General features: G+C 64.3%; 24 protein-coding genes. 20 read left to right on the top strand and 4 right to left on the bottom strand.

Annotation, left to right across the window (positions count from 1 at the left end; all coding sequences use genetic code 11):
* Positions 1 to 154 precede the first annotated feature (154 nt).
* From OIS53_RS03195 to OIS53_RS03170, 6 genes are all read left to right on the top strand, one after another.
* Positions 155 to 589: a nucleoside deaminase gene (locus tag OIS53_RS03195; protein ID WP_264680947.1), complete on the top strand. Its 435-nt coding sequence runs from the start codon at positions 155 to 157 to the stop codon at positions 587 to 589.
* Positions 590 to 688: 99 nt separating this feature from the next.
* On the top strand, positions 689 to 1,828 hold the full coding sequence (locus OIS53_RS03190) for a glycoside hydrolase 5 family protein (protein WP_264680946.1): 1,140 nt from the start codon (positions 689 to 691) through the stop codon (positions 1,826 to 1,828).
* Positions 1,829 to 1,948: 120 nt separating this feature from the next.
* Positions 1,949 to 2,221: a hypothetical protein gene (locus OIS53_RS03185; RefSeq protein ID WP_264680945.1), complete on the top strand. Its 273-nt coding sequence runs from the start codon at positions 1,949 to 1,951 to the stop codon at positions 2,219 to 2,221.
* A gap of 241 nt (positions 2,222 to 2,462) precedes the next feature.
* Positions 2,463 to 3,287 (top strand): mechanosensitive ion channel family protein, encoded by an 825-nt coding sequence (locus tag OIS53_RS03180; RefSeq protein WP_264680944.1) that lies wholly within the window; start codon positions 2,463 to 2,465, stop codon positions 3,285 to 3,287.
* A 273-nt stretch (positions 3,288 to 3,560) separates the two neighbouring features.
* Positions 3,561 to 5,345, top strand: coding sequence for a chloride channel protein (locus OIS53_RS03175; RefSeq protein ID WP_264680943.1), 1,785 nt, complete (start codon positions 3,561 to 3,563; stop codon positions 5,343 to 5,345).
* Positions 5,346 to 5,369: 24 nt separating this feature from the next.
* Positions 5,370 to 6,638 carry a BaiN/RdsA family NAD(P)/FAD-dependent oxidoreductase gene (locus tag OIS53_RS03170; RefSeq protein WP_264680942.1) on the top strand — a complete coding sequence of 423 codons (1,269 nt, stop codon included), beginning with the start codon at positions 5,370 to 5,372 and terminating at the stop codon, positions 6,636 to 6,638.
* 282 nt (positions 6,639 to 6,920) lie between these two features.
* Here OIS53_RS03170 and OIS53_RS03165 read toward each other — a convergent pair whose 3' ends face one another.
* Positions 6,921 to 7,181, bottom strand: a complete 261-nt coding sequence (locus OIS53_RS03165) for a hypothetical protein (protein ID WP_264680941.1) — start codon at positions 7,179 to 7,181, stop codon at positions 6,921 to 6,923.
* A gap of 242 nt (positions 7,182 to 7,423) precedes the next feature.
* Here OIS53_RS03165 and OIS53_RS03160 point away from each other — a divergent pair, with 242 nt between their 5' ends.
* The 6 genes from OIS53_RS03160 (at position 7,424) to OIS53_RS03135 (ending at position 13,305) form a co-directional block, all read left to right on the top strand.
* Positions 7,424 to 8,917, top strand: a complete 1,494-nt coding sequence (locus OIS53_RS03160; protein ID WP_264680940.1) for a DNA integrity scanning protein DisA nucleotide-binding domain protein — start codon at positions 7,424 to 7,426, stop codon at positions 8,915 to 8,917.
* A gap of 187 nt (positions 8,918 to 9,104) precedes the next feature.
* Positions 9,105 to 10,949, top strand: coding sequence for a histidine kinase dimerization/phosphoacceptor domain -containing protein (locus OIS53_RS03155; RefSeq protein WP_264680939.1), 1,845 nt, complete (start codon positions 9,105 to 9,107; stop codon positions 10,947 to 10,949).
* A 102-nt stretch (positions 10,950 to 11,051) separates the two neighbouring features.
* The gene (locus OIS53_RS03150) at positions 11,052 to 11,537 is read left to right on the top strand and encodes a DUF4112 domain-containing protein (protein ID WP_264680938.1); all 486 of its coding nucleotides are present in this window, start codon (positions 11,052 to 11,054) and stop codon (positions 11,535 to 11,537) included.
* Between the two features lie 218 nt (positions 11,538 to 11,755).
* The gene (locus tag OIS53_RS03145) at positions 11,756 to 12,169 is read left to right on the top strand and encodes a hypothetical protein (protein WP_264680937.1); all 414 of its coding nucleotides are present in this window, start codon (positions 11,756 to 11,758) and stop codon (positions 12,167 to 12,169) included.
* 9 nt (positions 12,170 to 12,178) lie between these two features.
* Positions 12,179 to 12,871 (top strand): SCO family protein, encoded by a 693-nt coding sequence (locus OIS53_RS03140; RefSeq protein ID WP_264680936.1) that lies wholly within the window; start codon positions 12,179 to 12,181, stop codon positions 12,869 to 12,871.
* A complete protein-coding gene (locus OIS53_RS03135) occupies positions 12,868 to 13,305 on the top strand; it encodes a c-type cytochrome (protein ID WP_264680935.1) in 438 nt (145 codons plus the stop codon). Before OIS53_RS03140 ends, OIS53_RS03135 begins: the two co-directional genes overlap by 4 nt.
* Before the next feature lie 290 nt (positions 13,306 to 13,595).
* Here the strand turns inward: OIS53_RS03135 and OIS53_RS03130 are convergent, their stop codons facing one another.
* Positions 13,596 to 14,999: an alpha/beta hydrolase family protein gene (locus OIS53_RS03130; protein WP_264680934.1), complete on the bottom strand. Its 1,404-nt coding sequence runs from the start codon at positions 14,997 to 14,999 to the stop codon at positions 13,596 to 13,598.
* 343 nt (positions 15,000 to 15,342) lie between these two features.
* On the opposite strand from OIS53_RS03130, the gene OIS53_RS03125 reads away from it, so the two are divergent.
* Positions 15,343 to 15,648: a LytR/AlgR family response regulator transcription factor gene (locus tag OIS53_RS03125; RefSeq protein WP_264680933.1), complete on the top strand. Its 306-nt coding sequence runs from the start codon at positions 15,343 to 15,345 to the stop codon at positions 15,646 to 15,648.
* A 106-nt stretch (positions 15,649 to 15,754) separates the two neighbouring features.
* The gene (locus OIS53_RS03120; protein WP_264680932.1) at positions 15,755 to 16,744 is read left to right on the top strand and encodes an enhanced serine sensitivity protein SseB; all 990 of its coding nucleotides are present in this window, start codon (positions 15,755 to 15,757) and stop codon (positions 16,742 to 16,744) included.
* 167 nt (positions 16,745 to 16,911) lie between these two features.
* Here OIS53_RS03120 and OIS53_RS03115 read toward each other — a convergent pair whose 3' ends face one another.
* Positions 16,912 to 17,433: a DUF2062 domain-containing protein gene (locus OIS53_RS03115; RefSeq protein ID WP_264680931.1), complete on the bottom strand. Its 522-nt coding sequence runs from the start codon at positions 17,431 to 17,433 to the stop codon at positions 16,912 to 16,914.
* Between the two features lie 198 nt (positions 17,434 to 17,631).
* Here OIS53_RS03115 and OIS53_RS03110 point away from each other — a divergent pair, with 198 nt between their 5' ends.
* Positions 17,632 to 18,576: a YihY/virulence factor BrkB family protein gene (locus OIS53_RS03110; RefSeq protein WP_264680930.1), complete on the top strand. Its 945-nt coding sequence runs from the start codon at positions 17,632 to 17,634 to the stop codon at positions 18,574 to 18,576.
* A gap of 145 nt (positions 18,577 to 18,721) precedes the next feature.
* A complete protein-coding gene (locus OIS53_RS03105; protein WP_264680929.1) occupies positions 18,722 to 20,116 on the top strand; it encodes a DEAD/DEAH box helicase in 1,395 nt (464 codons plus the stop codon).
* Positions 20,117 to 20,377: 261 nt separating this feature from the next.
* Here the strand turns inward: OIS53_RS03105 and OIS53_RS03100 are convergent, their stop codons facing one another.
* Positions 20,378 to 20,608, bottom strand: coding sequence for a hypothetical protein (locus OIS53_RS03100; protein WP_264680928.1), 231 nt, complete (start codon positions 20,606 to 20,608; stop codon positions 20,378 to 20,380).
* A 164-nt stretch (positions 20,609 to 20,772) separates the two neighbouring features.
* On the opposite strand from OIS53_RS03100, the gene OIS53_RS03095 reads away from it, so the two are divergent.
* From OIS53_RS03095 to OIS53_RS03080, 4 genes are all read left to right on the top strand, one after another.
* Positions 20,773 to 21,123, top strand: coding sequence for a low molecular weight protein tyrosine phosphatase family protein (locus OIS53_RS03095; RefSeq protein WP_264680927.1), 351 nt, complete (start codon positions 20,773 to 20,775; stop codon positions 21,121 to 21,123).
* A 174-nt stretch (positions 21,124 to 21,297) separates the two neighbouring features.
* Positions 21,298 to 22,248, top strand: coding sequence for a zinc-dependent peptidase (locus OIS53_RS03090; RefSeq protein WP_264680926.1), 951 nt, complete (start codon positions 21,298 to 21,300; stop codon positions 22,246 to 22,248).
* 52 nt (positions 22,249 to 22,300) lie between these two features.
* Positions 22,301 to 22,540, top strand: coding sequence for a type II toxin-antitoxin system VapB family antitoxin (vapB, locus tag OIS53_RS03085; protein WP_264680925.1), 240 nt, complete (start codon positions 22,301 to 22,303; stop codon positions 22,538 to 22,540).
* 3 nt (positions 22,541 to 22,543) lie between these two features.
* Entirely contained in the window at positions 22,544 to 22,933 is a 390-nt protein-coding gene (locus OIS53_RS03080; protein WP_264680924.1) for a type II toxin-antitoxin system VapC family toxin, read from the top strand.
* Positions 22,934 to 22,937 lie beyond the last annotated feature (4 nt).

Below are 22,937 nucleotides of genomic sequence, written 5' to 3'. Positions count from 1 at the left end.
TTTGGTGGCGAGGCAGCTAGCCTAACGTACCTGAAGAGTGACGTCACCGAAATCCGGGTAATCCGGGTAATCCGTTCAATCCGCGATTCAGATTCCTCGCTCCGCTCGGAATGACAGCTTCTGCCTGTACCTTTCGGCTCCTTTCTTTTTGACTATGGACAAATTTATGCAAGCTGCCATCGACGAGGCGCGCCAGGGCCGCCGGGAGGGCGGCATTCCGATTGGCTCGGTGCTGCGCCGCGGCGACGACATCGTGAGCCGGGGGCACAACAAGCGGGTGCAGGAGCTGGACCCCATTGCCCACGGCGAAATGGACGCCCTGCGCAACGCCGGCCGCCAGCGCACCTACCGCGACACTGTGCTCTATACCACCCTGATGCCCTGCTACATGTGCGCCGGCACTATCGTGCAGTTCAAAATCCCGAAAGTGGTGGTGGGCGAGGCCCGCACCTTCGGCGAGTCCAGGGAGTTTCTGGAGTCGCACGGCGTGGAGGTGGTGATTCTGGACCTGCCGGAGTGCGTGCAGATGATGGAGGAGTTTATTCGTGACGAGCCTACGCTCTGGAACGAGGATATCATGGAGCTGTAACAGCCTCCCTGGGCCTACTGGCGCCCGGCGTAGTCTTCGTTGTAGCCGCCGCTTGGGTGTTTGCCGTCGGCTTCCTTTTCACTTCCGCTTTCCGTTTCTATGCGTTACGCAGCCTGTTTTCACCGGGTGCTGCTGCCGGTTTTGCTGCTGCTGGGCAGTGCCGGCGCCGCCCAGCCTGCGGCCACGCAACCGGCCGCAGCTACTCAGCCCTGGCCGGCGGCTAAGGCGTGGGCCTGGTACGCCAAAGTCGGCGCCATCCGGGGTGTTAACTACGTGCCCAGCACCGCCGTGAATATGCTGGAATGGTGGCAGGCCGAAACCTTTGACCCCACCACCATCGACCGGGAGCTGGGCTATGCCCGCGCCGTGGGCTACACCAGCGTGCGGTGCAACCTGCCCGAGCTGGTGTGGGAGCACGACCCGGCGGGCCTCAAAAAGCGCCTTGCCACCTTCCTGGGCCTGGCCCACAAGCACGGCCTCACCGTGATGCTGTGCTTGTTCGACGATGTCAACTTTGCCAAAGCCAACCCCCAGCTGGGGCCGCAGCCGGCCCCAGTGCCCGGCGTGCACAACAGCCGCTGGGTGCCCAGCCCCGCGCCGGCCGACGTGGACAACCGCCGCCGCTGGCCCGTGTTTGAGCGTTACGTCAAAGACATAGTGGGCACCTTCGCCCGCGACGAGCGGGTGCTGGTGTGGGACCTGTACAACGAGCCCGGCAACGGCGGCCTGTTTACCCGCAGCCTGCCGCTGATGGAGGCCGCGTTTGGCTGGGCCCGGCAGATGCGGCCCGTGCAGCCGCTCACCACCGGGCCCTTCATCTTCTACTTCACCAAGCCCACGCGCCGCATGTACGAGCTGTCCGACATCATCTCGTTTCACCACTACGGCACGGCTGCTGAAGCCGAGAAGCTTATCCAAAAGCTCCAGGTTTACGGCCGGCCCCTGGTGTGCACCGAAACCGTCCGGCGCGTGCCGGGCAAGGACTACGCCGACCTGCTGCCCGTCTACGCCAGGCACCGCGTGAGCTGGTACAGCTGGGGCCTGGTGGCGGGCAAGCAGCAAACCTACCTGCCCTGGGAAACAACCGACCAAACCATCAACGACCCCTGGCACTGGGACATGCTCTACCCCGATGGCCGCCCCTACCGCCCAGCCGAAGTAGCCCTGATTAAGGCCTTCCGCTTCGCGCCGGTGGCGCAGCAGCCGGCACCGGGTAAGGTGGGAGCCCCCAAGCGGTAACGGGCTGACCATAAGCACCGCCGAAGCCCAGGGCCTACCAGGTGCCGCTGGCCGTATGGAGCCGGGCGTGTACCTTAAGCGGGCCGATAGCGGCTCCGTCTGTGACTTTCCCCGCTGCCTATGAAAACGCCCTACTCTTTCCGCCGGCTGACCCTCGTGCTGCTAACGGGCCTGCTGCCGCACTTGCCCATGCCCGCCCCGGCCCAAACCCTGACGCTGCCGGCCCGCAGCACGGGCCCCTACAACGTGAAAAGCTGTACGTTTACCCATAACTTACCGGTTGGGTGTGCTATTTACCCACTTCCTGAAGCCTCGGTTGTTCGTGCAGCCGGGGCTTCGTCTTGTCAAACGATGCGTTGGCGGGGTGACTACCGGGCAGTGGGGCGAAGCTAGCGGCTGAGCCGGCCTTCCGGCGCTGGCTGAATCAGCTGGCGGCATCGTGGCGGCTGGTTCTGCGTACAAGCAGCTTCTGGCCCCGCCGGCTCCCTGCCGCGGGGCTTCTGCATACCTTCTTGTGCCGATGCCGTTAGCTCTATGCAATAGCGGCGCAGAGCGCAGTAGCCCGGCTGTTTTTCCAAAGCGCAGTTTCTAACTTCTCATTCTTCTCGTTTTCACCTCTGACTTTCCGGCACAAATGAACCAGGATTTGCGTGGCGTACTGCTGGCGTACTGGCAGCAGTTTTTGTTTGTGCTGCCCCGGCTGCTGGTGGCCGTGGTGGTGCTGGCCCTGGCCGGCGTGGTGGCCCGGCGGCTGAGCGCCCTCATCGGCGGCCGCCTGCGCCGGCGCACCGACGACCCGCTGCTGGCCGACTTTCTCACCCGCTTCAGCCACTGGGGCCTGCTGCTGCTGGGGGCGTTGCTGGCCTTGCAGGTGGTGGGGCTCAGTGGCATGGTCAGCGGGCTGCTGGCCGGGGCCGGGCTGTCGGCGTTTATCGTAGGCTTTGCCTTCAAGGATATTGCCGAAAACTTCCTGGCCGGCGTCATCCTGGCCTTCAACCGGCCCTTCCGCATCAACGACACGGTGCAGATTCGGGACATGATTGGGCACGTGGAGGCCCTGAACCTGCGCACCACCCTCATGCGCACCTTCGACGGCAAGCACATCTTCCTGCCCAACTCCCTGGTGCTCAAAGAGCCGCTCACCAACTTTACCCGCGACGGAAACCTGCGCCAGGATTTCCTGGTGAGCGTGGAGCTGGGCCCCGACGTGACGCCCGCCGTGGCCGTTGACCTCATCCTCGGCTACCTGCGCACCGTACCTCAGGTGCAGCAGGCCCCGCGCCCACCCTACGTCAACCTGGAAAAAGCCACCGCCACCACCGTCGACCTGCGCGTGTTTTTCTGGACCGACGCCGAAGACTACCGCCGCGGCGTGCTCCAGACCAAAAGCCAGCTTATGGAGCAAATCAAGCTGGAGCTGCGGGGCGCCGGCCTGGGCGTACCCGCGTTGAGCCAGTAGGTGATGGGTGGTTTTGGTGATGAGGTGCTAGGGTAGTAAGAAGACCGTCATGCGGAGCGGAGCCGGAGGCGAAGTCGAAGCATCTTTCCCGCTTCGTTGAATGATTGAATTAGCCAGCGGTAGAGATGCTTCGACAAGCTCAGCATGACGGGCTATTTGTTACCTGTCACCATTTACCTCATCACCTCTTCACCCTCTCACCATCCACTCATTTTTAGTAGGTTGCGTAGGCTAGCTGGCGGTGCGGCCTGTTTCTTGCGGGGACTTTTGCTCATGCCCAAAAACACGATTCACCGGTTACTGAGTCCGTTGCTGCTGTGGCGGTTGCGCCACGTCAACGACCGGGTGTACCTGATTGTGGTAAGCATCCTGGTGGGGATAGTGGCGGGGCTGGCGGCCGTGCTGCTGAAAACCTCGGTGCACAGCAGCCAGGAGCTGCTCTACAGCTGGGTGCCCGAGCAGTACCGGGTATTTGCCTTGTCCTTTTACCCCATCATCGGGGTGGCCCTGACCGTGCTGTTTACGCGCTACGTGCTGGGCGGCAACCTGTCCCGCGGCATCGGGCCCGTCATCTACAACATTGCCCGGCAGGGCAGCATCGTGCCCCGCAGCAAGCTGTACTCCCAGCTGGTTACCTCGTTTCTGACCGTGACGTTTGGGGGCTCGGCGGGGTTGGAGGCGCCCATTTCCGTCACGGGCTCGGCCATTGGCTCCAACACGGCGCGGGTGCTGCGCATCGGGCGGCGCGAGCGGCGCCTGCTCACGGGCTGCGGGGCGGCGGCGGGCGTGGCGGCCATCTTCAACTCGCCTATTGCCGGGGTGCTGTTCGCCGTCGAGGTGATTTTGTCGGAGCTGTCGGCGGCGTATTTCGTGCCCCTGCTCATTTCTTCGGCCACGGCCACGGTGGTGTCCAAGGCCCTGTACGCGGGCCAGCCCTTCGTGCTGATTACCACCTCCTGGCCGGTGGAGGCGGTGCCGTTTTACCTGATGCTGGCCCTGTTCACGGCCCTGCTGTCGGTGTACATGATTCGGGTGTACTTCTGGGCCGATAAGTTTTTTGAGCGGCAGCGCGGTACGTTTCGCAAGGTGCTGCTGGGCGGCCTGGCCTTGGGGCTGCTGGTGTTCATCTTCCCGCCCCTCTACGGCGAGGGCTACAACATCGTGCAACTGCTGCTGGGCGGCCACGCCAGCCAGCTCGTCGACGGCTCCCTGTTCTCGGTGTACCGCGACGACAGCGTGTGGCTGGTGCTGCTGGTGGCGGCCGGCAGTATGCTGCTGAAAGTGGCAGCCACAACCATTACGATTGGGGCTGGCGGCAACGGGGGCATGTTCGGCTCCTCGCTGTTTGCCGGCGCCTTGTGCGGCTTTATTTTCGCCCGCCTCATCAACCTGAGCGGCCTCTACCCTATTTCCGAGGTGCATTTTATTGTGCTGGGCATGGCCGGCACGCTGGCCGGCGTGGTGCACGCCCCGCTCACCGGCATCTTCCTCATTGCCGAAATCACGGGCGGCTACGCCATGTTCGTGCCCTTGATGGTGGTTACGTCGGTGTCGTATCTGATTACGCGCTACTTCGAGCCGTACTCGGTGTACACGCGCAAGCTGGTGCAGCGCGGCGTGTACGTGCACCAGGACCGCGACCGGGGCCTGCTGGCCCAGCTCGACTTGTTTCAATTGGTGCAAACCGACTTCCAGCCGGTGCGCCCCACCGATACGCTGGGTGAGCTGGTAAACACCTTCCGCCACGCCACCCGCAACGTGTTTCCGGTGGTAGACGCCGAGGGCCACCTGCACGGCGTGGTCACGCTGGACACCGTGCGCGACGCCCTCTTCGACGACGAGCACTACACCACCACCCGCGTGCGCGACCTGATGATAGACCCGCCCGCCGTGGTCCGCCCCGACGACACCATCACGGACACGCTGCGCTGCATGGAGGAGCTGGGCGCCCCGGCCTTGCCCGTCGTCAACGGCCACGACCGGTACGTGGGCTTCATCCTTAAGTCCACCATCTTGGCCAACTACCGCCGCCAGCTCATCAAGGAAAGTGAGGTGTAGCGTGAATTGCGGAATTTTGCCGGCATGTCGATTTCAGCACTAGCCGGAATGGGGCCCGAGGTGGCCGTGGTAGGCGGGGGGCCGGCCGGGCTGCTGGCCGCCGAGCACCTGGCGCGGGCCGGCTGCCGGGTTACGGTGTACGAGGCTCAGGCCACGGTGGGGCGGAAGTTTCTGGTGGCCGGGCACGGGGGCTTCAACCTGACCCACGGGGAGCCGCTGCCGACGTTCCAGACGCGCTACGCGGCCCGCCAGCCCGAGTTTGCCCGCTTTCTGGCGCACTTCTCGCCCGAGCACCTGCGGCAGTGGGCTCAGGAGCTGGGCATTGGCACGTTTGTGGGCACCAGCGGGCGGGTGTTTCCGCAGCCTGAGCACAAGCCCGCCCACCTGCTGCGGGCCTGGCTGAACCGGCTGGCCGGCCTGGGCGTCAGTATCCGGACCCGCCACCGCTGGTTGGGTTTCGACGGCCCCCGCGGCCTGCGCCTGCTCGACGAGGCCACCGGTGCGGTAGTCACCGCTACGCCTGCCGCTGCGGTGCTGGCCCTGGGCGGAGCCAGCTGGCCCAAAACCGGCTCCGATGGCCGCTGGACCGGGCCGCTGGCCGAGCTGGGCGTACGCCTGGAGCCCTTCGCGCCCAGCAACTGCGGGGCGGAGGTGGCGTGGTCGGCGTTTTTTCGGGAAAAGGTGGGCAGGCAGCCGCTCAAGAACGTAGCCCTGAGCTGCGGGGGCCGCACGGTACCCGGCGAAATCATGCTCACCGACTACGGCCTGGAAGGCACGCCCGTGTACGCCCTCACGCCCGAGCTGCGCCAACGCCTGGCCGCGGGCAGTCCGGCCTGGCTGCACCTCAACCTGAAGCCCATGCTGCCGCCCGAGCAGCTGCGGGCCAGGCTGCACCGCCGCCGGCTGCCCTCCACCCTCACGGCCCTGCTCAAAGACGTGTTTCGCCTGGGGCCGCCCGCTCCCACGCTGCTACGGGAGCTGACTTCCCTGCCCGCCAACCTTCCGCCCCCCGACGCGGTAGTGTCGGCCCTGACGGCCCTGCCCATCCCTGTCACCGGCCTGCGTCCGCTGGCAGAAGCCATCAGCACGGCCGGCGGCGTGGCCTGGGACGAGGTAGACGACCACCTGATGCTGCGCCGCCGCCCTGGCACCTTCCTGGCCGGCGAGATGCTGGACTGGGAAGCCCCCACCGGCGGCTACCTCCTGCAAGGCTGCTTCAGCACCGGCGCCTGGGCCGCCCACGGCGCGCTGGCGTGGCTGTTTGAAAATGAGGGAAATGTGGGGAAAATGTGAGGAATGTGGAAAATGTGAAGAATGTGAAAAATGAACCATGAGCCCCGGAGGGGCGGCATATCGGTAGAAACCAGTGCTCCTTATGTGCTCAAAGCCCCAGCGGGGCGACACCACCGTCCGCGGACAAGAGGTGCCGCCCCGCTGGGGCTCTGCTGTTCTTACGACTTCGACGGGCTACCGATATGCCGCCCTGCTAGGGCTCGTGGTTCATTTTCTCACATTTCTCATATTTCTCACATTCTCCACATTCCCCTCACATTCCTCACATTTCCCTCATTTCCCTCATTTCCCTCCCAGCCGTACTTTCTCGGCTTCTTCGGCGGCGGTCAGGATGTCTTTGGCTTCGTCGAGCAGGCGCTGGCCGTGGTCGAGCTGCTGGCGGATGATGAGGGCAAACAGGATAAAGAACGAGACGATGGGCAGCAGCCAGCCCAGCACAAACCACAGCCAGAACGAGCGGCCGTAGCTGTAGGCGCAGTACCCCGTCGTGAGCGGCAGCAGCGACATGGCAAACAAGCCAGCCAGAAGTAAATCGAAAAACATAACGACGGGGTGCGAACGGGAAACAAACCGAAGATACGCCGGCCAGCGGCGCAGTGCAAGCACAACGAGCCGGTTTTATGCGGATACAACCGCCCGCGCGGCCCGATGTTGCCCCGAAACGTGCTTATTGCCCTGCGACGCCGAAGCACTTTAGCGGGAGGTTCTGGTTGAGCGGGGCGGGAAGTTGGCCGAAATCTTGCGCGGCGCCCGGCCTCCGCCCTGTTTTTTTCGTACCTGTCGGTTTGCACACCTGTTCCGGCCCCACCCCCGCTCCGCCCCGCCCTATGTGGGAACAACAAAATCTTTTCCGCGTTTCGGCCCAGCTGTTTGCCGATGGCATCTTCAACCTGCTCGACCGGAACCTGAAGCCGGAAGTGTTTCTGCTGGGGCTGGCCTCGGCCCGCGAGGCCGACGCCCCTGATGCCGTGGTACTCGAGCCGGCCGCCCACCGCTACCGCCCCACCGACTTTGCCGACGTAAAGACCCATGCCGCCGCCCTGGAGCCCGACGGCCCGCGCGAGGTGGTGTACCACCTGCACCCCCTGGACCAGGACCGGTACGAGAAGCTGCGCTGGTACGAGCTGCTGCGGCGCGCCACCGAGCACATCCTGGCCGACCTGGTGGCCCGGCGCGGCGAAGACCGGGTGAGCTTCTGCTCCCTGCCCGTGAGCGTAAACGGCTACCTGGTGGTGGTGATTCTACAGCTCTCGGCCGAGGTGTACCACGGCTACTACGCCCTGCCGGGGCCCACGGGCGCCATCAAGCCGGCCTCCCTGTTGGCGGCCACGGTGCAGGAGTTTCTGCAAGACTCCAGCCGGGCCCTGCGCGAGTCGGATACCGACGACGACCGGCCCGTGCTGGACCGCGACTACAACGAGGTGCTGCGGGCGGCGGGGCGACGCTTTATGCTGCGCGTGGCCCAGGGCACCCACGGCCTCTATGATGCCTGCAACGGCGTGGCCGCCCTGCGCCACGAGGGCGACGAGGGCGTCGGCATCATGCTCATAGCCCGCCGCCACCACCCCGCCGTGGTGCCGGTGCTTACGCTGGAAACGCCCATTCCGCTGCGCGACTACCGCCGCATCCGGAAGCTGCTGGAGCTAAGCGAGGACCGCACCGCCCTCATCACCGACGCCACCGACGTGTTCGGGCTGGGCTACCTGGTCGAGCCCACCGACCCGCAGTACGAGCCCCTGTTTACGGTGCACTTCACCAAGCACTACAGCTGGGAGCTAAGCCACGACACCCAGCTAATGATGAAGGTAGTGTCGAACACCCCGCGCCTGCCCCAGGGCACGGTAGAGGAAAACAACTTCGCCCAGGCCATCAGCCGGGTGTTTCCGGGCCTGGACGCGGCCGGCGTAGCCTACCTGTGGGAGCTGACGCTCAAGGCTACCAGCCAGCCCAACGGCACCATTCTGGTGATTTCGGAAGGCGCGGCCCAGGAGGCCGCCCGCCTCACCCGCCAGTGCTTCCGGGTGGCCCCGCGCCTGATGACGCCCTCGGTGCTGCGCCTGGTCACCAACATCGACGGGGCCGTGCTCGTCGACCCGGCCGGTACCTGCTACGCCATCGGCGCCATCCTCGACGGCCTGGCCACCGCCAAGGGCGACTCCAGCCGCGGCTCCCGCTACAACTCGGCCCTGCGCTACGTGGAAAGCAGCCGCTACGCCTGCCTGGCCATCGTCGTCAGCGAAGACGGCTGGATTGACCTGCTCCCGCCGGTGCGACGGTAAATGGGGAAAAAGCTCCGGCGGCCGGCGCTTCGCCTGCTGATGTTGTTTATCGAAGCCTTTTTACCTGCCAGCTGCCAGGCCCGGGGACTTTGTAGGCCGCTGGATTTTGTTTTCTATAGCAGGCAAACACCGGGTAAGTTGGATGCCATTAGCTTTCTTGCCGGATCATCCCTTGCTTACTGCCTGTATGCGTCGTTGTTTGATTGGAATGCTGCTGCTTATCTGGCTGTGTAGCAGTAGCGTCGTGGGGCAAGCCCGGCGGCAGGTTGACAGCCTGCGCCGGGTGCTAGCCTCCTCTCCGGCCCAGGACACGGCGCGCGTGCGCACGATGCTGCACCTGAGCTATCAGCTGTTCCAGATCAACCAGGGGCGCGCCGCCTTGCAGCAAACTCAGCAGGCCCTGCACTTAGCCCGTCGTCTGCGGTGGGAGCTGGGCGTGGGCATGGCCCTGCAGTATGCCGGCGACTTATACTATGATTTAGGCGACTTCTCAGCTGCTCATCCGCTCTGGCTGGAAGCTCTGACTATCTGGAAGAAACACGGGGACCTGTCCCGCGCCAGCGAAGTCGTCAATGGATTGGCTAATCTACAGTCGCAGGCTCAGGAGTACGAACATGCCATACGGCTCAACCAGGAGGCCTTGCGGCTGGCTCACCAAGCTCACGATACGCTGGGCCTGGTTCGGGCGTACGTATCCATGGGCGGCGACGTAGCCGCGCAAGGCAACCTGGCTGCCTCACGCCGGTGGCATGAGCAGGCTCTGGCCCTGGCGGAGCGCCACGCCGCCTCAGCGGCCCGCTACCGCATTATGCTGCTCAATAATCTGGGTGATCTGCACATTATGGAAGGCCAGCCCGAGCGGGCCCTACCCCTCTTGCAGCGCGCCCGCCGCCTGGCTCTACTCAATCCCAATGATACCAAATACAACCTGGCAACTATACTGGCTACCATGGCGCAGGCCTACGATTCGCTGCAACAGCCGCGTCAGGCGCTGGTGTACGCCCTGCTGGCCAATAAGCTAGCCACTCGCGCCGAAGCCAAGCAGCTACAAGGTACTATTACCGCCATTATCAGCCGGCTTTACGCCAAAACGAACAATTACGAGCAGGCCTACCGATACAGCGAAGCGTATCACGCCTTACAGCAGCAACTCGTTGACCAGGACAAAGCTCGCGCCATTGCCGATATCCAGGCGCGCTACGAAGCGCAGCAACAGGAGCGCGACATCCAGATTCTAACCCAGCGCAACCAGATTCAGCGCCTGGCCACGCGCCAGCAGCGCACGCTGCGCAACGTGGCGCTGGGCAGCAGCGTGCTGCTGCTGGGCCTGACGGGGGCGGTGTACTACCGCTACCGCCGCCGCCAGCGCCTGGTGCGCCTGCTCAATGCCCAGAACCAGGAGAAAGTGCTGCTGCTGAAAGAGGTGCACCACCGCGTCAAGAACAACCTGCAAATCGTGCTCAGCCTGCTCAGCTCCCAGCTCAAAAGCCTGCGCGAGCCGGCCGCCATCGAGGCCCTGCGCGAGAGCCGCACCCGCGTGCAGAGCATGGCCCTGGTGCACCAGAACCTGTACCAGACCAACAGCCTGACCAGCATCCCCGTGCGCCCCTACCTGACGGAGCTGGTGCAGGCCATTGCCCGCGCCTACCAGAGCGAGGCGGCCACGGTGGCCGTGCACCTAGACCTGGCCGAAGCCCAGCTGTCCACGGGCACGGTGATGCCGCTGGGGCTGATTGTCAACGAGCTGGTCACCAACGCCTTCAAGTACGCCTACGCCACCAGCCCCCGCCCGCCCCAGCTGCACGTGACCCTGCACCCCACGGGGCCGCCGCGTACCTACCAGCTGCTTGTAGCCGACAATGGCGGGGGCTTGCCGGCGCTGGAGCTGGGGCAGGTTCGCTCGTTGGGCTTGCGCCTGGTGGTGGGGTTGAGCCGCCAGCTCAAGGCCACGCTGGCCGTGGAGCGCCCTGGTCAGGGCACGTGCTTCAGCCTGGTGTTTAGTGAGCCCGACGAGCCGGGTACCGCATCATGAACCACAATGGGTGGCTGCCTGCACCGGCTGGTGGTTGCCCAGGCGGTTATCTTCTCCCTGCTTCTTGCGTATTGCTCTGACCTGCCTGTTGTTTTCTACCCTATGGCGACGCCTACCTTCGACAACGATGACCGCCTGCGCTGGGTGGTGCGCATTTCCCACCTGCTCGACAGCCAGTTCCGCGTGCCCGGCACCTCCTGGCGCTTCGGCCTCGACCCCATTATGGGCCTGCTGCCGGTGGTGGGCGGGCTACCTTCCCTGGCCATTTCGGGCGTGCTGATCCTGACCATGCTGCGCCACGGCGCCAGCGGCAACCTGGTGGTGCGCATGGCCCTGAACGTGCTGCTCGACACCATCATCGGCGCCATTCCCGTAGTCGGCAACCTCTTTGACTTCGCCTATAAAGCCAACAACCGCAACGTAGAGCTGCTGCGGGCGCACTACGCCGAAGGCAAATACCAGGGCAGCGGCAAGGGCCTGCTGCTCATTCTTTTACTTGTGCTACTGACGGTTTTCGGCCTCCTGGCCTGGGGCCTATGGGAGCTAGGCACGGCGCTTTGGGAGTGGGGAAAGACGGTGAATTGGTGAGACGGTAATGAGGTGATGGGGTGACAGGTGACAAGTGACACGCTTGTTCTGCTGAGCCCCGCGAAACATCTCTCCCGCTTCGTTGAACAAACGTCAAGAAGTTAGCCAGCGGTAGAGATGCTTCGACAGGCTCAGCATGACGGTCTTTCTTACTTGTCACCTGTTACCTGTTACCTGTTACCTCTTCACCTCATCACTTCCTCCCTACCTTTGCGGGCGTGAAACACCTCCGCTTTTTCTACCTGGTTTGCCTGCTGCCGATGCTGGCGGGCTGTTTGTCGTTGCAGAGTGAGGAACAGCAGGCCGAAGCGGCCGAGAAAGCCGTGCTGGCCCGCCACGACGAGCTGATGGCTCAGATGGACCAGCTCTACCGCCTACGCCAGCAGTTGCAGAAAGCGCCGAACCTCGACACGCTGGCCGCCGGCCGGCAGCGCCGGGCATTGCTGGCCGCCGAAGCTGCCATGATGGACTGGATGCACCGCTACCGCAAGCCCGCCGACACGATGGCCGTGGCGCGGCGCCTGAGCTACTTTGCCGGGCAGCAGCGTCGCATCGACTCGGTAGGCGTGTTATTTCGAACCAGTCAGGACTCGGCCCGGTTGCTAGTATCAGGGGCTGCTTCGGCCCGCTAACTGCGTATGATGTCTTTCAATTTGCGTTTTTCCTGGGGCCGCGCCGCCGTGGCGGGCCTACTGGCTTTTGGCAGTCTGCTGCCAACCGCCTGCACCGATGCTAACCAAGCGAAAGTGGCGGAGCGCCTGCCCATTCAGGGCCTGAAGCGCTCCGCTCCCACTTCCCCGGCCGATACACTGCCCGACCCCGTGCCGGCCTTTCGCCTCACCAACCAGGACGGCCAGGTGATTACCAACCAAACCTTCGCCGGCAAGGTCTACGTCACCGACTTCTTTTTCGCCTCCTGCCCCAGCATCTGCCCCAAGATGCAAAGCGAAATGCTGCGCGTGTACGAGCAGTTCAAGGGCAACCCCAACGTGCTGTTCCTGAGCCACACCATCGACCCGGCCCACGACTCCATTCCGGTGCTGAAGGATTACGCCCAGCGTCTGGGCATCCGGGACGCCTCGCGCTGGCACTTCGCCACCGCCCCCCACGACACGGTGTTTGCCCTGGCCCGCGCCTATATGACTGCCGCCCAGAAAGATTCCACCGTGGCCGGCGGCTTCGCGCACAGCGGCGCCTTCGCCCTGGTCGATTCGCGGCGGCGCATCCGGGGCGTGTACGATGGCATGGAGAAAGACCAGGTTGACCAGCTCATCCGCGACCTGCCCATCCTGCTCAAAGAAGAAGCCGAAACCCGGCAAACGGCCGCCCGATGAGCAGGCTCCTGCCCACGCTGCGGCACCTGAGCGCCCTTGGGGCGGCCGGGCTGCTGGTAGCCGCGGGGCTGAGCGGCTGCTTTACGGAGCGCAAAAACGAAGGCGCCCAGCTCTACCAGACCCACTGCGCCAGCTGCCACGGCGAGCAGGGCCAGGGCTTGCGCCGCCTTATTCCGCCCGTAGCGGGGGCCGACTACGTGGCCCGGCACCGCGCCGAGCTGCCCTGCCTAATTCGGAAAGGCGCGCGGGGGCCGATGGTCGTGAACGGCATTGAGTACAACCAGATTATGCCCGGCCACGAGGACCTGACCGACTCGCAGATTACCAACCTGCTCAACTTCGTGCAAACAAACTGGGGCAACCACAACCCGCCTTACACCATCCGCGAAACCTCCGACCTGCTGGGCCGCTGTAACGGCTCCGACGGGCAATAATCGGCTAGCACAGCAGCCTGAATTGACGCTGAAGCGGTTTAGGAAGTCGCCCAGAGCACCTTTGCCCGGTCCTGCTCTATCTGGCGTCCGCGCAATCGAAGCATCTCTCCCGCTTCGTTGAACAAGCGTCAGCAGTTAGCCAGAGGTAGAGATGCTTCGACAAGCGGACGCCAGATAGAGCAGGACGGTTTATAAACTTCCTGTAAAACTGCTCCACAAACACCAGCCCCCAACAGGCCACACCATCGGTGGCGTGCTGGGGGCTGGTGCTTACCAAGGTGGCGTGGCGGCTACTTGGCGTGCTGGGCCAGCCAAGTGCCGATAATTTCCAGGGCCGCGGGGGAGAAGGTTTCTTCGATGGTGGCATACTCCTTCTCGGAACCGGTGGCGGCGGTCTGGAACAGGTGGTTCAGGCCGGGCAGGGCGCGCACGGTTACGTTGCGGTTGCCGCCGGCTTTCAGGGCCCGCTCAATGGCGGGCAGGTGTACGTCGGCGGCTACTTGCAGGTCTTTGGTGCCGTTGAGGGCCAGAACGGGGCACTTCACCTGCCGCAGGCTGCCGGCGGGGTCGGTAAGCAGAAAGTAGCGCAGCCAGGGCCCGGCAATGCTCTTCGTCTGGGCCAGGGCCTGGTCCTGGCTCAGGCTGGGGTAGAGCTGGCGCAGCTTGGTGGCAAGCTGCTGCCGAAGCTCGTCCTGGCTCAGCGTGGCCGGCAGGCGGCGCATTTCCGCAAACAGGGCCGTATGCACCCGCCGAATCTGCCCGAGGGCGGCGGTGTCCAGGCCGGCCGCCCGGCCCAGGTCGGTTTGCTGGCGCAGCAGCACCTCGGTGCCGGGCAGGCCCGTGCCGGCCAGGGTCACGGCAACGTCGGGCCCGGCGGGCTGGGCAGCCGCCTGCCACACAATCAGCCCGCCCTCGCTGTGCCCAATCATGCCCACGCGGCGCGGCTTGATGCCGGGGTGGCGCCGCAGGTAAGCCAGCGCGGCTTGGGCATCGGTGGTGAAGTCGGCGGTGGTAGCCCCGGCGTGGGTGCCCTGCGACTGGCCCACGCCCCGGTCGTCGTAGCGCAGCACGGCAAAGCCGCGGCGGGTCAGATAGTCGGCCAGCACGAGGAAGGGCTTATGGCCGAAGATGGTTTCGTCGCGGTCCTGGGGGCCCGAGCCGCTGACCAGCACCACGGCCGGAAAAGGCCCTTGGCCGGCGGGCAGGGTAAGCGTGCCGGCCAGGCTGAGGTTAGCGGTGGGGTTGGCGAAGGTCACGTCCTCGCTGCGGTACGGGAACGGCCCTACTGGCAGCTGGGGCCGGCGCGGGGCCGCGGCCGCCACGGCCGCTTCGCTGGTGCGCGTGAGGGCCAGGGGCAGTTGGGCGCCGCTCTGCTGCCACACGCCCGTCAGCTCCTGCCCGCTGGCCGAAAGCCGGCCCCGAAACCGCGCCTGTAGCTTCTCCAGCGTAGCCAGTACGCTGTCGGCTCGCACCACTACACCCGAGAAAGGCATGTCCTGGAGGTTTTGCTGGGGCACCGAGATAGTACCGGTCAGGGACCCACCTTCGCGCGCCGTGAGCCTGAACTGCACCCGCAGCTGGGTGGTGGGCAGATTGAGGGCGCCTTGCCACAGGCCCGCCGGCGAGTGCGGAGCCTGGCCGCGGGCGGTGATGAACAGCAGCAGCAGCGCCAGGAGCAGAGGGAGCTTTTTCATAGAGGCAAAAAACAGAAAAGTGAGTGAAACAGGAGCAACCTGTTCTTCCCAGGAGACCAGCCGCCAAGCCGGGAAGAACTGCCGCAAAGCTGCTCCCGTGCCGCCGCCTTCCGAAGCCGGCCTAATGAACGCCCCGGAAAGCTATAGCAGCCGTACCCGTGGGCGGGCAAGCCCCGTCTATCCCGCCGCATTGGCCCGCGCAGGGCAGCCCCGCACCTTGGCGGCAGCATCGGGGCACTTGCCGGTGGGAGTTTCTTCCCTGGTTTCATGTCCAGTTCTGCTGCCTCCGCTTCTGAGCTGTGGCCGCCCCCACCGGCTGCGCGCCGCCGAATGGCTGCGGCTTGTGCTGTCACTGCTGCTGCGCAACGGAACCACCACGCACCGCGTCAATTTGGCCGATATTCTTTGGCTGGAGGCCTACGGCAACTACGTGAAGGTGCACCCCGCCGCCGGCCGCGTGGTGGTGCCCGACACCCTGCGCCGCCTGCCTCAGGAGCTGCCCGCCGCCTACTTCGTGCGGGTGCACAAATCCTTCGTGGTGCCCCTGCGCCGGGTGGAGCGCCTGGAAAGCAGCCGGCTCACGGTGGCCGGGCAGGTGCGGCCCCTGGGTGCGGCCTTCCGCCAGGACTTTCTGCGGCGCTGGCGTTAAGCTCCAGGCTAGGTCCGGCCGGCCCAAAATCGAGCATTTATGCCCTGTTCTGCCTGCATCTTCCGGTAAACCTGCTTAGCTTGCAGCTCTAATCTGTTGTTTTGCTATGGGTCTGTTTGATTTCCTGAAGAAGAAACCCGAGGCCGATCCGGCCCCTGCTCCTACCCCGTCCCCCACCCCCACGGAGGGCGCCGTCTCCCCCGCCCCCGAGTCCGCCAAGCCTGCCGGGCCGCGCTACAAGGGAGCCAACTACCAGATGCCCGACGCCCCGGCACCGGCGCCCGTGCCGTTTATTCCGCCCGCGCCGCCCATTTCCATGCCCGAGCAGCCAGCCCAGCTCGCCCCGGAGCAGCTGGCCTTCCAGCCCACCAACATCCTGGAGCAGCTCCTGCTGCAAGCCGCCATGGACCCGCAGTTTCGCAGCCCCTTCTACCAGGCGCTGCTGGGCGAGGAAGTGTACGTGGTGATGGCGCCCAAAGAAGGCCAGGAGCCCGGCGAGCTGACGCCCCAGGAAGGCATGGAAATCCAGCTGCAAGTATTGCACGACAGCAAGATTCCGGTCTTTACCTCCCTGGAGCGCATCTACGACAACGGCGCCGTACCCGAAAACTCGGTAACCTACCTGCGCCTGCGCGGCCACGACTTCTTTCAGATGGTGCAGAACGCCGACTGCGCCCTCAACCCCTTCTCGTCCCTGGGCAAGCTGCTGGCCGCTGACGAGATTCAGGCCCTGCTGGCCGGGCAGCTGTTTGAGGCACCCGCCCCCCAGGACATGCAGGTGGCCCTGAGCCAGCCCGCCGAAGAACCCACTGCCCTGATTGAAGCCCTGCGCGCCTACTGCGCCCAGCAGCCCCACATCCAGGCCGTGTACCTGACGCAGATGCACCTGCAGAATGCCCCCAACGAGGCGCCGCGGCTGCTGCTGGGCTTCCACACCGAGCAGCAGGACCCCAGCTTCCTACAAGAGTTGGGCCCGGTTCTCCAGGGCAACCTCACCCAGGCCCAGTTTGTCGACCTCATGCTTATCGACCCCAACTCGCAGGAGCCGCTGGTGCAGTACCTGCTGCAAACCACGCCGGTGTACCAGCGGGCGTAACCAGCTCCGGCAACCCGCCGTTGCCCGAATACCCAAAGCCCCGGCGGGGCGGCACCTACCGTCCAAAGACGAATGGTGCCGCCCCGCCGGGGCTTTGAATGTTTATTCTTTACTGGTTTCTACCGGCATGTCGCCCAGTCGGGGCTGCTGTTCTACTGTCTCACTTCTCACCTCTCACTTCTCACCTCTAATTTCCGCGCCATTACACGGCTCAGGATGGGGCGGAGCACGAAGTAGAACAGGGTGCCCAGCACCACGCTGCCGACGGCCCAAAGCGCCAAGGCACCGAGCAAGGCGTGCCAGAGCAGGCGCAGGGCGGCCAGCCAGTCGGAGGAGAACAGGTGCTGGAGCTTGGCGAGGGTGAGGGCCGGTCCGGCGCTGCCCCAGAGCCGGGCGCCGAGGCGCATCATCGGAATAATCAGCAGCAGCTGCACCGGGCTCCAGAGGTGGGCAATGAGCAGCATGGCCGCCACATTAAGCCGCAGCCGCACGGCCGTTACCGTACTCATCAGCGTGGTAACCCCCAGCATCGGCACCAGCCCGAAGGCCGAGCCCAGGGCCGCCGTGAGGGCCAGCTGGTGGGGCGTGAGGCCCTGCTTCAGCAGGTCGAGCAGGGGCTGGAGCACCCGGCGACGGAGCCAGCTGGCGGGCGGCGGCGAGGTGGGCGGCGGTACGAGGGGCTGGGTCACAGAGGTGGAGGCGCGCGGTACGCGCCCGGTCGTTGAACGAAAACGGGGGCTTGTCGACTGGATTTATTACGAAGCGCCGAAGTCTTTTCTGACTTCGGCTCGGCAGCCTATAGCCCGTGAATGCCAAGCCGATACGGAAGCTGTGCGCTACCTTCGCGCCCACCCAGCCTGGCAGCCCATAGCCGAGCGGCACGCCTGATGACAAAAGTACGTGAGCCCGGCCACCTCCGGCGCACCTTCTGGACCGATTTTCTGATTCTGCTGCGCCGGGCGGGCCGGGAGCTGGCCGCCAACGACCCGCTGCGCCTGGGCGCGGCCACGGCTTTCTTTACCACGTTTGCCCTGCCGCCCATTCTTATTATTCTCGTGCAGCTGCTGGGCTCCCTATATTCGGCTTCGGCGGTGCAGGGGCTGCTGCTCACCAAGCTGGCCCACCTGCTGGGCGCTCCGGCCGCCGGGCTGGTCGAGCAGATTCTGCGCAACGTGGCCGACGTGCAGCGCAACCGCCTGGTAACGTGGCTGGGCTTTGGGTTTCTCCTCTTCGTTGCCACCACCCTGTTTGGCGTCATTCAAAACTCCCTGAACCAGCTCTGGCAGGTGCGGCCCCGGCGCAGCTCCCACGGCCGCCTCGGCAAGCTGCTGAAAGCCCGGACCCGCTCCCTGGGCGTACTGCTGGCCACGGGCTTGTTGTCGTTGGTTGCGTTTCTGTCGGATGCGGCCCTGGTCTTTCTGGCCGATTACCTGCGCACCCTGGGCTTCGACGCTACGTTTGGCTACGTGTTGTTTCAGGTGGTCAACCAGCTGGCGTCGCTGCTGATTCTGGCGGCGTGGTTTGGTGTCACGTTCCGCAACCTGAGCAGCGCCCACGTGCCGGGGCGGGCCGTGCTGCGGGGCGCCCTGCTCACGGCCGTGCTCATCGACCTGGGCGAAACGGCCCTGGGCTACCTGCTGGTGCCCCGCAACCTGGGCCCCATCTACGGCCCCGCGTCCAGCATGGTGCTGGTGCTGCTGTTCGTGTTCTATTCGTCGATGATTTTCTACTTCGGCGCCTGCTTCACCAAGGCCTACGCCCACCACGTCGGCCTCGACATCCGCCCCAAGCCCTCCGCCGTGCGGTATAAGCTGGTGGATGTGGGGGAATGAGTGGATGAGTGGATGAGTAGATGAGTGATTGAGTGACTAGCGGCCTTGGCGGCCGACTTCTTGTCGGAGGCGAGGCGTCGGCCGCCAGCCTGCTATTCCTCTAAGCCCCTAAGCCCCCAAGCCCCTAAGTCCCTACCTTTGCGGCATGACTGCACCAACCTTATCATTTGCCGACCTTGGCCTGGCCCCTGAACTTTTACGCGCGCTGGAAGAGCTGGAATTCACCGCTCCCACGCCCGTGCAGGAGCAGGTAGTGCCCATGGCCCTGGCCGGACAGGACGTAGCCGGGCAGGCCCCGACGGGCTCGGGCAAAACTGGCGCCTATGGCCTCTCGGTGCTGCAACACCTGGACCTGAAGCTCGATGCCGTGCAGGTAGTGGTGCTGGTGCCGGCCCGGGAGCTGGCCCTGCAAGTGCGCGACGCCCTCAAAAAGCTGGGCAAATACCTGCCAAATCTGCGCGTAGCGGCCTTTTACGGTGGCCACGCCTTTCGGGAAGAAACTGCCTCGCTCACCCAGGCCCCGCACGTGGTAGTAGCCACGCCCGGCCGCCTGCTCGACCACCTGGAGCGGCGCAGCATCGTGCCCAACCAGCTCAAAACCCTGATTCTGGACGAGGCCGACAAGCTGCTGGAGCTGGGCTTTCAGGATGAGCTGGTGGAGATTGTGAAGCGCCTGCCCCGCCGCCGCCAAACCCTGCTGTTTTCGGCTACGATGTCGGACAAGGTGGTGGAGCTGATTCGCAAGAACCTGACCCGGCCTCGCGTGGTCAACGCCGGCCAGGACACCGACGAGCTGCCCGAAAACCTGCTGCTGCGCGGGCACGTGGGACCGGTCGAGAAAAAGCCCGCCGCCCTCTACCACCTGCTCCAGCAGCCCGAAACTGGCCGCGCCCTCATCTTCTGCAACACCCGTGAGCGGTGCGTGGAGCTGACGCGCTTCTTGCAGGGACGCGGCGTAGCGGCCGAAGTGCTCCACGGCAAAATGCCCCAGCCGGAGCGCGACAAAGCCCTGCTCAAGCTTCGCAACGGCTCCAGCCAGGTGCTGGTAGCCACCGACGTAGCCGCCCGCGGCATCGACGTAACGGCCCTCGACACGGTGGTGCAGTACGACGCCCCCGACAAGCCCGAGGCCTTTCAGCACCGCGCCGGCCGCACGGCCCGGGCCGGCGCCACGGGCACGGCCCATATTCTGGCAACTGAGAAAGAACAAGCCCAGGTGAAGAAATGGCCCGTGGCCGCAGGCATCCAGTGGCAGCCCCTGCACGCACCTCAGCTGCCGCCCGCCGCCCCCAAAGCCCCCCGCCCCGAAAACGTGACCCTGCATGTATCGGCCGGCAAGAAGGATAAAGTCAGCGCCCACGACCTGGTGGGCGCCTTTGTCAACGTGGGCGGCGTGGACCGGGAGCAGGTGGGCCGCATCGAGGTGTTTGACTATTATAGCTACGTGGCCGTACCCCGCCAGCAGGCCGCTGAAGTGGTGGAGCGTTTGCTCGGCGCCAAGGTCAAAGGCAAGAAAGTCCGCGTGTCGCTGGTAGAATAGCCTAGTCGGCCACCGTGTCATTCCGACCGTAGGGAGGAATCTGAAAGGATTAATCGGGCTGCTCGAATTGCGCGGATTTCGGTGACGCCACACACAGCCACTGAGAAGACCAACGCAGTATAGACGAAGTTTTCAGATCCACATTATCTGAAACCCAGATTCCTCGCTGTGCTCGGAATGACAACCGTCCTCTATAACGGAATCAAAAACGCCTGCCCCACTAAGTGGAGCAGGCGTTTTGGTGTAAGCGTCGGTCTGCAATTACAGCTTGTCCTGTTCGGGTTTCTGCACGCTGTCGTCTTTGCCAGTGTCGCCGTTGATATAGTCTTCGTCGCCTTTAGCGGCGCTGTGCAGGTGGTAGCGGGCATCGCCCATTTGCACGCCTTCGCCAGCGTCGATGATGGGCTGCTGGCCGGTTTGGCCGGTGCCGCGCTGGGTGTTGAGGGCCTGCTGGTCGTCTTGCGGAGTGGAGGGTTGTTGGTTGTCGGCCATGATAAGTCGCGGATGCAAAGGGTGGAAAAGCGAACCGCCGTGGGCGGACGCCGCTGCTGGCTATATGCACCGCGGCGGGCACGGTTAAGGCTTGCGTCTGCGTATGTTTGCCCGCTGATAGCCGCAGCTCGCCGGCTGCGGCTCCATTCTGAAGCTTCTCTCCCGTGTCTGTAGTCCCTGCCGGCGCCCGCCAGCTCTTGTTTATTTGCAGCCAAAACCGCTGGCGCAGCCTCACGGCCGAGCACCTCTTCGATGGGCACGCCACCTACGTGGCCCGCTCGGCCGGCACCGAGCCCGGCGCCCGGGTGCGCGTCACGGCCGGCCACCTAGGCTGGGCCGATGTGGTGTTTGTGATGGAGCGCAAGCACGCCGACTTGCTGCGCCATAAGTTCGCCGAGGCCCTGGCCGGCAAGCCCCTCATCACCCTGCGCATCCCCGACAAATTCCAGTTCCTCGACCACGTGCTGCAAGACCTGCTGCGCGAACGGCTGCACGAGCACCTGCCGGAGCTATAGTGCGGCAACTACCGCTGAGTTTTACTCGGCACACGAGCCGCAGGCGAGTTTCCACGCGCGAGATTCACCCGGCGAAATTCCGAATACTCGCCTGCGGCTCGTGCGCCGGCTACAGAGCCAGCGGTACTGCCTACGGCACGCAACTGCCAACGCCCGCGGCTCGTTTACGCCGCCATGTCTTACTTGCTGTTTGCTTTGCTGGTAGTGGGGGTTGGATTTGCCTTTTACCGCTACGTCACGCGTGATACGCGCCGCCGTGAGGCCGCCTTGGCCGAGGAATTTCCGGCCGGGTGGCGCCAGATTCTTTCCGAGCGCGTGGCCTTTTACTTGTCGCTGACCCCTGGTGACAAGCAGCGGTTCGAAAAGAAAGTGCAGGTGTTTCTGGCCGGCACGCGCATCACCGGCGTGCAAACCGACGTGGAAGATACCACGCGCCTGCTCGTGGCGGCCTCGGCCATTATTCCTGTATTCAACCTGCCCGGTTGGGAATACAGCAGCCTGAGCGAAGTGCTGGTGGTGCCCGATGCCTGGCAGGAACCCAAAGACCCCAGCCAGGAAGTAACGCCCTTGCAAGGCACTCTGCTGGGCAGCGTCCGCAACTTCCAGTCGGCCAACTCCCACTACATGCACCTCTCCAAGGCCTCGCTGGAGCAAGGCTTCCGCGACGCTCTTGATAAGCAGAACGTGGGCATTCACGAGTTTGCCCACCTGCTCGACCAGGCCGATGGGGTAATTGACGGCGTGCCGGCTGCGGCCCTGCCCCCGGAGCTGCGTCCGGCCTGGGAAGCAGTAATGCAGCGCGAAATAGCCGCCATCCGGGCCGGCCACTCCGAAATCAACGACTACGCCGGCACCAACGAAGCCGAGTTTTTTGCCGTCGTGACGGAGTACTTCTTCGAGAAGCCGGAGAAGCTCCAGGAGCACCACCCCGAGCTGTACGAGCTGCTGCTGCGGGCCTTCCGCCAGAACCCTAAGAAACGCTTCCTGCGCTGGGCCACTGACCCGCGCGAGTGGCTTAAGCAGCTGCGCACCCGCCGCAAGTTCGGCCGCAACTCGCCCTGCCCCTGCGGCAGCGGCAAGAAGTACAAGGACTGCCATTTGAAGATGCAACAGCAGGCGGCGTAGAGCAGCAACGCCAACGGAACCGGAAAACTATTCGCTTGCTTTCCCTTGTGGTATGGTACACGTACAACACCTTTTGCAAACGCTGGAGTCCTTGCCTGCTGAGCTACAGCAGGAGGTAGTGGATTTCGCTGATTTTCTGGCCCAGCGCCGCGCTACGGGCACATTGAGCAGTAGCGGCGTGTCAAAAGACAAACTGGCGGAGCAGCGTCGTCAGGGCGTGGGCGAATTACAAGGTAAAATATGGATGTCCGATGATTTCAATGAGTCTTTAGAAGATTTCAAGGACTATTGATTGATGCGGATACTACTCGATACCCACATGCTGCTTTGGTATCAAAGCAATAATCCACAACTTTCCGCAAGTGCTTCGGCGTTACTACTCGATACCAACAACACCTTGTTGGTTAGTGCGGCCACGTGGTGGGAAATGGCTATTAAAATCAGTTCTCACAAGCTAGCTATTGATTTGTCAACAAGTATGGCGGCCGCAACCCGCCGCGGCATTGACACCCTTCCGTTGCAACCGGCGCACTTTCTCCGAGTAGCTTCTCTAGCTTATCCCGATGAAAATCACCGCGACCCATTTGACCGACTGATCATCGCCCAAGCGTTGACTGAGAATATTCCCGTGCTGACCGCCGGCGACAAATTTGATTTGTATGTCGGTTTACAACGCTTTTCCTAACCAA

Source organism: Hymenobacter sp. YIM 151500-1 (assembly GCF_025979885.1).
GTDB lineage: Bacteria > Bacteroidota > Bacteroidia > Cytophagales > Hymenobacteraceae > Hymenobacter.
Note: the sequence above shows the minus strand (reverse complement) of the source record. Positions and strands in the feature narration are given on the sequence as shown.